Annotated in this window: 11 protein-coding genes; 3 read left to right on the forward strand and 8 right to left on the reverse strand. The window is 64.2% G+C overall.

The genetic code is table 11. From position 1 onward, the window contains the following. Nucleotides 1-34 precede the first annotated feature (34 nt). A complete protein-coding gene (locus HDG34_RS07455; protein WP_184058835.1) occupies nt 35-442 on the reverse strand; it encodes a hypothetical protein in 408 nt (135 codons plus the stop codon). Between the two features lie 13 nt (nt 443-455). Further along, a complete protein-coding gene (locus HDG34_RS07460; RefSeq protein ID WP_311734853.1) occupies nt 456-1,769 on the reverse strand; it encodes an SRPBCC family protein in 1,314 nt (437 codons plus the stop codon). Nucleotides 1,770-2,082: 313 nt separating this feature from the next. Here HDG34_RS07460 and HDG34_RS07465 point away from each other — a divergent pair, with 313 nt between their 5' ends. The 3 genes from HDG34_RS07465 (at nt 2,083) to HDG34_RS07475 (ending at nt 5,429) form a co-directional block, all read left to right on the forward strand. After that, nucleotides 2,083-2,676, forward strand: a complete 594-nt coding sequence (locus HDG34_RS07465; protein WP_018422052.1) for a TetR/AcrR family transcriptional regulator — start codon at nt 2,083-2,085, stop codon at nt 2,674-2,676. 252 nt (nt 2,677-2,928) lie between these two features. After that, nucleotides 2,929-4,236 (forward strand): MFS transporter, encoded by a 1,308-nt coding sequence (locus tag HDG34_RS07470; RefSeq protein WP_184058837.1) that lies wholly within the window; start codon nt 2,929-2,931, stop codon nt 4,234-4,236. Between the two features lie 149 nt (nt 4,237-4,385). Continuing rightward, nucleotides 4,386-5,429 carry a porin gene (locus tag HDG34_RS07475; RefSeq protein ID WP_184058838.1) on the forward strand — a complete coding sequence of 348 codons (1,044 nt, stop codon included), beginning with the start codon at nt 4,386-4,388 and terminating at the stop codon, nt 5,427-5,429. Between the two features lie 157 nt (nt 5,430-5,586). Here HDG34_RS07475 and HDG34_RS07480 read toward each other — a convergent pair whose 3' ends face one another. The 6 genes from HDG34_RS07480 to HDG34_RS07505 form a co-directional block, all read right to left on the reverse strand. Beyond that, nucleotides 5,587-6,990, reverse strand: a complete 1,404-nt coding sequence (locus HDG34_RS07480) for a DNA-binding protein (protein WP_184058840.1) — start codon at nt 6,988-6,990, stop codon at nt 5,587-5,589. Between the two features lie 188 nt (nt 6,991-7,178). Beyond that, entirely contained in the window at nt 7,179-8,147 is a 969-nt protein-coding gene (lipA, locus tag HDG34_RS07485) for a lipoyl synthase (RefSeq protein ID WP_184058842.1), read from the reverse strand. Nucleotides 8,148-8,152: 5 nt separating this feature from the next. Then, a complete protein-coding gene (locus tag HDG34_RS07490) occupies nt 8,153-9,262 on the reverse strand; it encodes an acetoin dehydrogenase dihydrolipoyllysine-residue acetyltransferase subunit (protein ID WP_184058844.1) in 1,110 nt (369 codons plus the stop codon). Between the two features lie 3 nt (nt 9,263-9,265). Then, nucleotides 9,266-10,270 (reverse strand): alpha-ketoacid dehydrogenase subunit beta, encoded by a 1,005-nt coding sequence (locus tag HDG34_RS07495; protein ID WP_184058847.1) that lies wholly within the window; start codon nt 10,268-10,270, stop codon nt 9,266-9,268. Between the two features lie 136 nt (nt 10,271-10,406). Further along, the gene (locus HDG34_RS07500; RefSeq protein WP_184058848.1) at nt 10,407-11,390 is read right to left on the reverse strand and encodes a thiamine pyrophosphate-dependent dehydrogenase E1 component subunit alpha; all 984 of its coding nucleotides are present in this window, start codon (nt 11,388-11,390) and stop codon (nt 10,407-10,409) included. An 82-nt stretch (nt 11,391-11,472) separates the two neighbouring features. After that, the gene (locus HDG34_RS07505; RefSeq protein WP_184058850.1) at nt 11,473-12,528 is read right to left on the reverse strand and encodes an NAD(+)/NADH kinase; all 1,056 of its coding nucleotides are present in this window, start codon (nt 12,526-12,528) and stop codon (nt 11,473-11,475) included. Between the last annotated feature and the right edge of the window lie 406 nt (nt 12,529-12,934).

The following is a 12,934-nucleotide window of genomic DNA, read 5'->3' on the forward strand; positions in this document are numbered from 1 at the left end:
TCAGACCGGACGCACCGGCCGATCGCGTCAACGCTCAGGGCAGCGGACGCATGACAAAAGTCTCGTCGGCGCGAAAACGCGCGGACTCGTATCCGTCGATGACGGCCGGCTGGTTATAGAACTCGATTGCAGGCGCGATCTCGGCCAGCGACAGCAGCAGGTACATCAAGGTCATCGCTTCGGGATGCTCATCGAGCGTCGCGAGCGCGTAGCCGTTCAGATATGCGACGACGTCGTCGACCTGCGGCAGGATCGCGTCGCGAAACGCAAGAATGGCTTCCATGCCGACCGCGTGGCGTTGCGCGTTGCGTGCGGTTTCGGTCTCGAGCGCCCAGATGTCGACGAACGGCGCGAGCGACTCGAAACCCGCGGGCAACGTGCGGGCGACGGGCGCTTTTCTGCTGACGAAATTGACCGGCTGGGTAGGCATTGCGGTGCTCATGTTCGATTCCTGGTTAAACCGTCGCACCGGCCGCGACGCCTTGCGCCAGCATCCGTTCGACGACGTGATACGCGTGGCGCACCAGCAGTTCGTTGTCCTGCAACACCATCACTTTTTTCGCGCCCGTTTCGGCCGCGCGTTGCGTGCGTTCGAGCGTGCTGAAGTCTTCGAGCAGCACGTCGCGCAGCGCGACTTTCATGTATTCGAGGAAGAAGCGGCCGCCGGGCGTCGTCATTTCGGGGTAGTACACGCGTGCGTCGACGAGCGTCTGGTTGTACGAGATCGGACGGAAGTTGTACGCCTGGCAATAGTTCGGACGCAGCGAAACGTAAAAGTCCGGGAACACGATGTTCATGTCGAACAGCCAGTTCGGGCTCCTTGTCCAGTTCACGCCTGACGGCAGCGCGTCGAGCGCAAACGCGTGCTTCGCGCTGCCGATGCCCGCGCGCAATGCCGCCGCCGCGATCGGGCGTTTATGTCCCTGCTCGGACAACGCGTTCTGCGCGGCGGCGCCGCCCTCGGTCACCGCCTTCGGGTTGCCATAGACGGACTTCTGGTTGCCCGCCAGCGAGAGCCGCCGATGAAATTCGCCGCACAGCGCGTCGAGCGGCGGCATGCTTTCGTTGTCGCTTTTGTCGATCGCGTCCGCGATCGAATTGCCGTGCACGTAGGCGACGTGATACGCCTCCTGGAACGCGTCGAGCGCGAGCTTCCAGTTGCAGTTGACGACCGTTTGCCAGCCGAAGCCAGCGGTGAGCTTATCGAACGGATAGCCCTCGATGTCGCCGAACATCGGCCTCATGTAATCCGCGAGCGAGACCGGCGGATTCGGGTCCATGTTCACGAAGATGAAGCCTTGCCACACTTCGCACGCCACACGCGAGAGGCCGAACTGCTCGCGATCGAGACCGAAGAAGCACTTCTCGTCGGGCACACCCGTGAGTTTGCCGTCGAGGTCGTAGGCCCAGCCATGAAACTTGCAGAAGAATTTGCGGGTGTTGCCGCACTTGTCGTAGACGATTTCGTTCATGCGGTGCGCGCACACGTTGTGCATGGCGCGGATCTCGCCCTGACGATTGCGCACCACGATGATCGACGTGTCGCACGCGGCAAGGTCCTTCACGAAGTAGTCGCCCGGCTTCGGAATCTCCTCCACCCGACCGACCTGCAGCCACGTCTTCTTGAAGATGTGTTGCTTCTCGCGCTCGTAGTACTCCGGCGAAATGTACGGCTCGACCGGGATCGGACCGGAGCCGAGTTCGGGATACCGGCCGGTCAGCGTGCCTGCCGGCGCGGGGACTTCGGGGGACAGCAAGGTCGTGGACACGATAGCTTCACCTCAAAAACGAATGTCGTTTATTAATGAATGGTATTCTGTTTTGAAAAATTTTGATCGTCAAGTGTCTTTTGTTGATTTCGCGAAACGCGGGGGCATGTCCGCGCGAATCCGGACGGGAGCGATGTAATGAAACACGGGAAGCATGAGTTGATCGCGCAAGCCGCACGCAGGCTCTTTCAGCAGCAAGGCTGTATCGAAATGGAAGTCGCGGTCGGCAGCGTCCGACACGCACCGGCGTGGGCGTGGCGGCTTGATAGAATGCCCCGAACCGACCACCGCCCTTCCGATAGAGAGCCCTCAAGTGCCGCAAATCAAAAAAGCCGTCAAGCGGGAAGCCATTTTGACGGCCGCGTTCAACGCCTTCAGTGAAAAGGGTTATTCGGCCACGACGATGACCGAAATCGCCCGTCTCGCGGGCACCACGGTCGCCAATCTGTATGTCTACTTCGACTCCAAGCTCGTCATCCTTTATGAAATCTACGAGCCCTGGCTGATCGAGCAATTGCATCGGCTGCGCAGCGAAGTGGCGTTGCTCAACGGTCCGCGCAGGAAGATCGAGCGCATCCTGGCGGGCATCTGGGACGACATCCCGGCCGCCGACAACGCCTTCGCGAACTCGTTGATCGACGCACTCGCGAGCGCGCCCGCGGGTCTCGCGAAACCGAACAATCTGCTCGTATCGGTCGAGAATTTCCTCACGCAGCTCCTCAAAGACGCGCTGCCCGCCGAGCGCGTCGCGGCCCTCGGCGGCGACCTGTTCGCTCACGTGATCTGGATGGCGTTCGACGGCTTCGTGATCAATCAGCGTATCGGCGATCACCGCGACATCCAGCGCATCACCGCGCTCATGACCACGCTGCTATTGGGCGAGGCGCCGCGACATGACGTAAGCTGAGCAGGCGACGCGGCCTCGACCCAGGATTTTCCCGAACCACGCCTAAATTTATTTTGAAATCTTTGACGCCTCGAAAATAGAATGTCATTCTGTATTCGAGCGCAGACAACAGCTTCCGCCTGCGCCGGGCGGGCAAGCCGCACAAAGCGCGGATAGACAAGTGATCGGCGCTTTCGGCCACGAGGTCATCCACGAGGGACTGGCATCGTGCTTGCCTGATCTTTCCGGTAGTTCGTTCGAAAAAGTCATCCCATGGCGGCCATCTCCGAAAGTCCTCTCGCACTCGCACTCGACCCGCCCGCGCACACCACGCGCCGCGTGCTGGCCCTTTGTTTCCTTACGATCGTGACCGAAGGCTATGACATCGGCGTCATGGGCACTATCGTTCCGTCGATGCTCGCCGACCCGGTGTGGAAGCTCACGCCGATCGAAGTCGGCGCGATGAGTAGCGCGGCGCTGTTCGGCACGCTGTTCGGCTCGTATTTCATCAGCGTTCTGACCGACCTGATGGGCCGCAAACGTCTGCTGATTGCGTGCGTGGCGCTGTTCTCGCTGTCGATGCTGGGCGCGGCCGTTGCGCCCACGCCGTTCATTTTCAGCGTGATGCGCTTCATCGGTGGACTCGGCCTCGGCGGCGTCATTTCCGCGGCGGCGGCGCTCACGGTCGAATACTCGCCGGCGCCCAGGCGCAACCTCAATTTCGCCATCATGTATTCGGGCTACGCGATCGGAGCGTTGGTTTCCGCTGTGATCGGGATGGCGTTTCTCGCGTCGCATGGCTGGCGCTTCGTCGTCGCGGTAGGCGCGTTGCCGCTGCTCGCCCTTCCCGTGCTGATCAAGCTGCTGCCCGAGTCGCTCGCCTATCTGATGGCGAGCGGCAAGCGACACGAGGCCGATGAGCTCGCGCAACGGCTCGGCCTGTCGATCGCGTCGCTCGACAGCATTCCTGTCGAGGCGGTGGCCAAGCCTTCGTTGCGCGTCGTGTTCGGCGAGGTGTTCTCGCACGGCAACTGGCGGTCGACGCTTTGTCTGTGGCTCGCGCAAGTCGCCGCGGTACTCGTGATCTACGGGCTCGGCACCTGGCTGCCGCAACTGATGCGCAAGCTCGGCTACGACCTCGGCTCGAGCCTGTCGTTTCTGGCGGTCTTCATGCTCTCCTCGGCGATCGGCGGCATTCTGATCGGCCGCGTCGGTGATCGGCTCGGCCCGCGCAAGACGATCGTCGGCGGCTACGTGATCGGCGCGCTCGCGATCTGCGGACTGACGGTGAGGGGCGGCGTGTTCACGAACTACGCGCTGGTGGCGCTCGCCGGGCTGGGCAGTATCGGGGTGGCGATGGTGCAGCTCGGCTATATCGCAAGCTTCTACCGGCCGTTCGCACGAGCGAGCGCGACGGGCTGGGCAGTCGGCATAGGCCGGATCGGCGCGATGGCGGGGCCGATGCTCGGCGCGTGGTTCGCCGCGTCGCATCTCGACGTGCGCCTGAATTTCATCGCCTTCGCCGCATCGGCCCTCGTCGCCGCGCTCGCCATCGCTCTGTGCAGGCCGCGCCACGCATGACACGCCGCAGAGCCGGTGCAAACCGGCCTGCGACCTGATCTCCTCCTCCTTCTTTTCCCCTACCTGCCATCGGCATGAGACCGTTCCCTAATCCTTTCGCATCCGCAATCAGTACCCCTTACGTTTCGTTGAGTTGTCTGATGTTGTGCATGGGTGTGACAGCATCGTCCGCACATGCGCAAAGCAGCGTCACGCTGTACGGCAGCATCGATGAAGGCGTTGGCTACGTGACCAATGCGAAGGGAAGCTCGCAAGTCGTCATGGGGCCGATCAGCGTGCCCGACCAGTTCGGCTTCAAAGGCTCGGAAGATCTAGGGGGTGGATCGAAAGCCGTATTCCAGCTGGAGAACGGTTTCTTCTCGAATACGGGCGCTTTCGCGACTTCGGGCGTACTGTTCAGCCGCAAGGCCTTCGTCGGGCTTTCCGACAACCGTTGGGGCACGCTCACACTCGGCAGGCAGTGGGATCTGACCGACGATGTGCTTCTGCCCAACGCGAACGGCGCTGTCCAGTACAACTACTTGCTGTACCGCCCCGCCAACATCGACAACGATGCGGTCACCCCCGTGAACAACACTGTGAAGTACGCAAGCAATCCGTGGCATGGAGTGTCGGCGCGCGCGATGTACGGCTTCACCGATCCTTCGACGGGACAGGGCCGCTATGTAGGCGGCGCGCTCCTCTACAAGTCCTCGGCGCTGCAACTGGGCGCGGTATATAGCGACACCCGCGACAAGTCGTACGCCTTCAATACGTCGCTTGGCTACGCCAGTTTCCTCGGACAGGACCTTACCGGCGGCACGCCATTCAAGGCGCGCAATACCGAGATCTTCGGTGTGGCCGGCACGTATATACCCAATCGCCAATGGGCGTTTCACGCTGTCGTCGATACGGTGAAAATCGCCAGCGATACGGATTCGACGCGTGCTACGACAACTGAGTTAGGCGTGGACTGGAACGTCACGCCATTCGACACCGTGCTGCTCGGCGGCTACCGCACGTGGTTCGGCGGAAAGACCTACACGACCGCCGGTCTCTCGAACCTGTATCACCTTTCGGTGCGCACCATGCTCTACGCCGAGCTGACCTATCAGCACGCGCGTGGCGGCGCGCAAGCGGCGCTGCTCTCGTTGTCGCCGTCGTCGCGCAGCGATCAGGCGTCGGTGCGCATTGGCGTGCAGCACTTCTTCTGACTGAGCTTGCGACCGGTGCTTCGATCGACGACAGCAAGTCGCATATGGGTGCACCGGTAACGACCTGGGAGAACGGTCGCATCGCGATGCGACGGCACCGGCTCCCGGCGCACAGAGAAAATCGATCGGCGCTGCCGCCACCCCATCGACGATCCCGTCACGCTGGCGAGGTTTCGATGTTCAGCTTCGACACCGCACCCGTCTTCTCGTCGTAGCGGTAGCCTTGTTTCTCGAGTTGAGCGCTGATCGTTTCGACGAGCACCTGCTGCTGAATCTCCTTGCGCAGCAATTCATGCTCCGGCTTGATCTGGCCCAGTTCAGCGGCAAGCCGGCGGCTCAATGTCGCTTCACCCGCGCCACGGGCAAGGACGACCACCATTTTTTCATTCGCCTGAGCCAGTTGCTGCTTCAGTGCGTTCGAGTAGTCGGACCATTTCCTGACGGTCTCCCGCGCTTCGGCAATTGCGGCGGCATGCGCGTCCGCGTCGCGCGTCATCTGCGCCTTCAATGCCTCGAGCTGCTGAGAGTCGGCAGTCACCGGCGACGCCGACTCCAGGCCCGCGACGTTCTCGCTCGCCACCGTGCTTTCGGCCAGCTCGGCCGCGCGCTGCTGCTCCGCGTCGGCACGCTCCTGCGCTTCGGACAAGCTGGCCGACAGTCTCGCGATTTCGGAGGCGCCCGCGTCACGCTCATCGGTCAGGCTGGCGATCTGCGTCTGGACATTCTGCAATTCAAGTGCGGCGGCATTGCGTTCAGCCTGCGCGCCCGCGACCTCTTCCCGGCGGGCCGCGTGCGCTTCCTGCTCGGCCTGCAGCTCCGCGCGAATCGCTTCGAGCTCGCTTTGAAGACGAGCGACCGCTTCGGAATGCGCCGCTTCCAGCGCCGCACGCTCCGTTTCGTCGGCCGGCGTTTCGACGACTGACCCAGCCGACTCGTTCGCCACCTCGCCCTCGCCCGCGGCGTCGGTCTCCTCGTGCGAAAGCGCTCGGCGCTCCGCGGCCAGTTCCGCGCTCTGCAGTTCCGCTTCGAGGAGCGAAACGCGCTCAGCAAGTTCCTGCGCGCGCTTCTCCGCCGCGTCGGTCCGTTGCACGGCGAGCGCAATGTCCTCTTCGAGCCCGGCTACTGCGTCCACTTTCTCGTCGTAGGCGCTCGTCATCTTATCCAGTTCGACTTGCAGCGCATCGAGTTCCTGGACGGTGGTTTGCAGCTCGGCGAGCGCGTCGTCGCGCTCGTTGCTGGCGTCCTCGACGCGCTGGCGCATCGCGGCAAGGCGTCGCGCCACCGCGCGTTCCGCTTCGTCCTGCGCTGAACTCCACAGCCGGTCGAGCGCATCGCGCATGGTGTCCGTCACGGTCTCCGGCAAAGCCGGACGTTCGACGACCTGCGGCACCCGCGGGGCGCGCGTTTCACGCCACTTGCGCAATGCCGCGGCCACCGCGACCACCGAGCCTGTATGGACTTCGGACCAGATGGCTACCGGAGACACCTTCTCGCCTTCTTCGGCCAACCGGTTTGCGATTTCAGCGACGAGTTCGTCCGTGATCGTAATGTTGCTTGACATGCCTGCCTCGACAAAGTGCACGTGGTGACGAATACCGTTTCGTCGTTCGGGAGGCGGCCCCGCGCTGGGACCCGCCTCGCATACCTACGAATTGTCGAGTACTTCCCCGGCGGTCAATCGTTCGAAAAGCCGAGGTTACGGGGAGGTATTCATCGGATTGCGCCACCAAAGGTCCGGCACACATGCATTCAGAGCTTTCCGGCGATCCGATCCGCGTGATACGACGAACGCACGAGCGGCCCCGACACCACTTCCATGAACCCCATCTTCAAACCTTCGTCGCGTAGCATGTCGAACGTCGCGGGCGGCACGTATCGCCGCACCGCCATGTGAAACCGCGACGGCGCGAGATACTGGCCGATCGTCAGCACGTCGACGTCATGGGCACGCAGATCACGCATCGTCGCGAGCAGTTCGCTGTCGGTCTCGCCGAGCCCGGCCATCAGGCCGGATTTGGTCAACACCGCCGCGTTCTGGCGTTTCGCGCGCGATAGCAGTTCGAGCGAGCCGAGGTAGTCCGCGCCTGCCCGCGCCGCCCGGTACAGCGACGGCACCGTCTCGATGTTGTGATTAAAAACGTCTGGCCACGCCACGGACAGAGCATCGAGCGCGCGGTCGATTCGCCCGCGAAAATCCGGCGTCAGGATTTCCACGCGAATGCCCGGCACGCGCTCGCGCACGAGCGCAATACAACGCGCGAAGTGCGCGGCGCCGCCGTCGCGCAGATCGTCGCGGTCCACCGATGTAATCACGACGTAACGCAGCCCGAGCGCCGCGACGGCGTCGGCAAGCCGCGCGGGCTCGTCGTCGTCGAGCGCTTGCGGCCGTCCGTGCGCGACGTCGCAGAACGCACAGCGCCGCGTGCAGATCCCTCCCATGATCATGAATGTCGCCGTGCGCTGCGCGAAACACTCGCCGATGTTCGGACACATCGCCTCCTCGCAGACCGAATGCAAGCTGTGCTCGCGCAGCACCGCCGCCATGCCCGCGACGGTTTCGCTCATCATCGGCCGCGCGTGCAGCCAGGGCGGCTTCGGCAATACGGTCGAATCGTCCGCCGGCACGATCTTCACGGGAATGCGGGCGAGCTTGTCGCGGTTGCGCTTGCCATGCTGGCCAAGCGCCGTGAGGCTGTCGGTATGAGGAGCGGCGTCCATCGCGGTTATCCGAAGAACTCGTTGAGCAGGCGGTTCACCTCCGATGCAGCCTCCATCTGCACCATGTGTCCTTTGCCGTCGATCACGTGCACACGCACCTGAGCGGGCAGCCCCTGCGCGTGCGCGGCCGGAATGATCTGGTCCTGCGCGCCCCAGATCACCAGCGTGCGAGGCGCGAGCGTGTCGAGCCGCTCGCGATAGACGCGGCTTTGCACCCCGCCTTCGAACGCGGACGCGGCAATCTTGCGCAACGCGTCGTTCACGCCTTCGAGCCGCTTGTACTTGACGATGTCTTCGATCAGTTGCCGCGTGACCAGCGACCCGTCGGCAAAAAGCTTCGCCAGATGCGGCTTCAGCGCGTTGCGGCTGCTGCCCTCGACGAATCCTTCGATGTACTCGCGATTGATCTCGTCGCCGAGCCCCGCGCCCGCGATCAATGCCAGCGAGGCGACGCGTTCGGGCGCCTTCGCGGCGACCGTCATCGACACGGCGCCGCCCATCGAATGGCCGACGAGATGCGCGCGCTCGATGCCCCGGTCGTCGAGAAACGCGATTACGCTGTCGGCCAGTTCGTCGAGGCTGCCCGTGTCGACCGCCTTGCCCGACTCGCCATGCCCCGGCAGATCGAGCGCCCACACGGCGCGATGCGCGGCGAGATCCGCATGATTGAAGAGCCAGTTGTTCAGATCACCGCCGAAGCCGTGGATCAGCACCGCGGGTGTGCCGCCGTCGCCGATCTTCAGGTAACGCACGGTGCGCCCGCCGATCTGCGCCTTTTCCGGCTGCGGTCCGGCCTCCGCCGTGTCCGTGGTGGCCGGCACGAAGTCGCGCTGGAACGCCTCGACCGCCGCATCGATGTCGGCCTCGGAGCTCGCTTCGTCGGCGACGACGCCGAGCAGCGCGCCGATCGGCAGCGTGTCGCCCTGCCGCGCGATCTGCCTGCGCAGCGTGCCGTCGAAAGCGCACTCGACGCCCGACGAAATCTTGTCGGTCTCGACATCAAGTATCTCGTCGCCCTTCGCGACTTTTTCGCCAACCTCCTTCAGCCAGCCGTTGACCTGTCCCTGCTCCATCGACAGCCCCCACTTGGGCATCGTGATCATGTGAATCGGCATTGCTCAGCTCCTCACTTTCCGCACGGCCACGGCGATGTTCTCCGCGGACGGGATATACAGATCTTCGAGCACGCCTGCGAAAGGCGCGGGCGTATGCGGCGCGGTCACGAGTTCGATCGGCGCCTTCAGCGAATGGAACGCGCGCTGCGCGACCAGCGCGGCGATATCGGTCGCAATCGAGCAGCGCGGATTCGCCTCGTCGACCACGACGACGCGCCCGGTGCGCTCGGCGCTTTCCAGGATCGTTTCCTCGTCGAGCGGGGAGGTCGTGCGCAAATCGATCACCTCGACCTGGATGCCCTCTTTCGCGAGCTTTTCGGCGGCATCCGTCGCGTGGTGAACCATCCGGCCATAGGTCACGATGGTCGCGTCGTCGCCTTCGCGCACCACGTTCGCTTCGCCGAACGGAATCGCATACGACTCTTCCGGCACGTCGCCCTCGCGGCCATACAGCAGCTTGTGCTCGCAGAAGATGACCGGGTCGTTGTCGCGAATCGCCTGGATCAACAGGCCCTTCGCGTCGTACGGCGTCGACGGGCACACCACTTTCAGGCCGGGGATATGGGTGAACATCGACGTCAGCATCTGCGAGTGCTGCGCGGCCGCGCGCAGGCCAGCGCCCTGCATCGTGCGAATCACGACTGGCGTCAGCGCCTTGCCGCCGAACATATAGCGAAACTTCGCGGCCTGATTGAAGATCTGGTCGAAGCACACGCCCATGAAATCGATGAACATCAGCTCGGCGACGGGCCGCATGCCGCATGCGGCCGCGCCGACCGCGGCGCCGATGAAGCCGCCTTCGGACAACGGCGTGTCGAGCACGCGCCCCGGATACTTGTGAAAGAGTCCTTTCGTCACGCCGAGCACACCGCCCCACGCATCCTGTTCGCCTGGGGACCCAGCGCCCCCCGCGTTGTCCTCGCCCATCACGATGACGGTTTCGTCGCGCGCCATCTCCTGGCTCAGCGCTTCGTTGATCGCCTGAGAAAACGTGATCTTCCTTGCCATGACTGTCTCCTGTCGATCGGAGTTAGCGCTTTAGCTGTCGAACAGAGTTGGCGCTTTAGCGCTTACTCTGGTCCCATGCAACGCACTTATTCCGATCCCATGTAAAGCTGAAGATTGAATGGTTTCGCGCCGCGGGTTACGGATAGGACACGTAGACGTCGGTCAGCAGGTCGGCGGCCGTCGGCAGAGGCGCGGCCTTCGCTTCGGTCACCGCGCCGTCGATCAACTGCTTCACCGTGGCATCGATGCCGCGCAGTTCGTCGGTGCTGAGCATTTCGGCGCGCACCACGCGCTCCTCGAAACGCTTCAGGCAGTCCTTTTCGTCGCGCAGCTTCTGCACTTCGCCGGGCGCGCGATACGTTTGCGCATCGCCCTCGAAGTGACCGAAATAGCGCGACAGCTTCACTTCGACGAGCGTCGGGCCACCGCCGCCGCGCGCCCGCTCGATCGCGGCGCCGAGCGCCTCGTGCACCGCGAAGAAATCGAAGCCGTCGACGATCACGCCGGGCATGCCAAAGCCGCTCGCGCGGTCGGCGATGTTGTCGGCCGCGACCGACCACGTCGACGAGGTCGCCTCCGCATAGCCGTTGTTCTCCGCGACGAAGATCGCCGGCAGGCGCCAGACGGAAGCGAGATTCATCGATTCGAAGATCACACCCTGGTTCGACGCACCGTCGCCGAAGAAGCACACGCCGACGCCGCCGGTCTTCCTGAGCTTCGCGGCGAGTGCGGCGCCGCACACGAGCGGACCACCCGCGCCGACGATCCCGTTGGCGCCGAGCATCCCTTTCGACAGATCGGCGATATGCATCGAGCCGCCCTTGCCGCGGCACACGCCGGTGCTACGGCCGTAGATTTCGGCCATCATGCCGGGCACGTCGACGCCCTTCGCGATGCAGTGGCCATGACCACGGTGCGTGGTGGCGACATAGTCCGCGTCGTTCAGATGCATCATCGTGCCGACCGCCGACGCTTCCTCGCCGGCATACAGATGCACGAAGCCGGGTATCTCGCCGGTGGCGAATTCGACGTGCAGGCGCTCCTCGAACTCGCGGATCGTGCGCATCATCCGGTACGCTTCCAGCAGCTTTTCCTTGCTCAACTGCGTCGATACAGACATGGTGTGTCTCCAGGGAATGATCTCGATGGTCACTGCTACTTCAGCCAGCTGTGCTTCAGGCGTTCGCTTCCTCCTGAGTTGATTACCTCCGACGCGCCGCCGCTTCACGCATCAACTGCCGCGACGCGCAATAGCGCAGCGTGCGGCCGACATCGACGGTGAGCGGTCCCGCCCAGTCGAGCGCGATCTCGTAGCGGTCGTCGCGTTCGAGCTCGATCTCGCGCTCGCCGTCGAAGGCGAGCGTCCCTTGTTCGGTATGCAGCGGCGTCCAGCAGCCCGCTTCGAAGCGCTCGCAGGTGCGCATCGTCACCCGATCGACACGGCCCGGCGCGAGCGGCGCGAAGATCGGCACGCCGGATTCGCCCGCGCGCGCGAACGTCAGATGCAGCCCGTACGGCGCGCCGCGCTCGACCGGCGCCCACGCGCCGCCGATCGAGGACAGGCCGATACCATCCGGCGCCGCGAAGGTCAGAAACAGCGCTTCGATATCAGCCGGCTCGCAGACGGCGCGCGCACCGACGAAACGCTGCCGGCTCAGGCACACATCGACCAGCGCGATTTCCTCGCGCCCCTTGTTCGGGCCCGCGACGCAACGGACCACGAGACGCTTGTTGCGCGTCAGCGCGACCTCGGGCGGCACGAGCCCCGAAGCGGCGAGCGCGCCCGCGAGGCCCGCCACCGTCGCTTCGCGCATTTCCGGAAACGCGTTGTTGGTACCCGTCGACAGCGTCAGCAGCGGCACCTCGCCGCAATGCGCGGCAACCGCGCGATGCGTGCCGTCGCCGCCGAGCACCGCGATCAGATCGACACCCAACCCGACCATCCGCGCGACACCCGCATGGGTGTCGGCCGCGCTGTCCGTGATCGGCAGTTCGAGAAATTCGACGGTCGGCCAAGGCTGCGGCTCGGCCACGGCCGCGTGCGTTTCAAGCGCACGCAGTACCAGTGCAGCGACACCGGTCCGGTCGCGCAAGGTCAGCACGCGAGCGACGCCGAGCATGCCGAGGCCCGCGAGCAGGCGCACGACCATGTTCGCCTTCTCGGCGGTCGGAAACACCGAAGCGTGCGTGGTGAGGCGTCGAATATCACGGCCCGATGCCGGGTTCGCGATCACGCCGACGGTGATGGGTGATGACACTGGCTTGTCTCCTGTGCGCGAGTAGCGAAGCGACTTGCTGTGATGAAGCGCGCTTGCTTTCGCGTTTGCTTGTCTGCCAGCGATACTGCAAAGGTCGGGCCAGTTGCTTTGCGCGTCGTGCGTACGCGCCGAAAGCGCCGTATTCACGGGGTGGACGCGGAGGTCGAACGGTCGCGGCCGCTTTCATCAGACCTGCGCCGCGCAGTTCACTGTGTCTCACGGGCCCGTCCCGCGACGTGGTGCGAGACTCACAGCACGTCGCGACGCTTGCGCGGTACCGCGCCAGACAAGGGTTTGCTCGATGCGACCAGCGTCTCGCTCATCGCTGAGACGTTCGTCTCACGCCCCTGACGTGCTGCGCCGCAATGTGATCGCTCAGTGTGGATGTGCTACAAGACAGGGACGC

Origin of the sequence: Paraburkholderia sp. HC6.4b (genome assembly GCF_014200875.1) — a bacterium.
GTDB classification, from domain to species: Bacteria; Pseudomonadota; Gammaproteobacteria; order Burkholderiales; family Burkholderiaceae; genus Paraburkholderia; species Paraburkholderia tuberum.

Coding starts and splice junctions, on each gene's coding strand:
- HDG34_RS07490 (WP_184058844.1), bottom strand. CDS start 9,262: ATGCCGATTCACATGATCACGATGCCCAAGTGGGGGCTGTCGATGGAG.
- HDG34_RS07455 (WP_184058835.1), bottom strand. CDS start 442: ATGAGCACCGCAATGCCTACCCAGCCGGTCAATTTCGTCAGCAGAAAA.
- HDG34_RS07480 (WP_184058840.1), bottom strand. CDS start 6,990: ATGTCAAGCAACATTACGATCACGGACGAACTCGTCGCTGAAATCGCA.
- HDG34_RS07470 (WP_184058837.1), top strand. CDS start 2,929: ATGGCGGCCATCTCCGAAAGTCCTCTCGCACTCGCACTCGACCCGCCC.
- lipA (WP_184058842.1), bottom strand. CDS start 8,147: ATGGACGCCGCTCCTCATACCGACAGCCTCACGGCGCTTGGCCAGCAT.
- HDG34_RS07500 (WP_184058848.1), bottom strand. CDS start 11,390: ATGTCTGTATCGACGCAGTTGAGCAAGGAAAAGCTGCTGGAAGCGTAC.
- HDG34_RS07495 (WP_184058847.1), bottom strand. CDS start 10,270: ATGGCAAGGAAGATCACGTTTTCTCAGGCGATCAACGAAGCGCTGAGC.
- HDG34_RS07475 (WP_184058838.1), top strand. CDS start 4,386: ATGGGTGTGACAGCATCGTCCGCACATGCGCAAAGCAGCGTCACGCTG.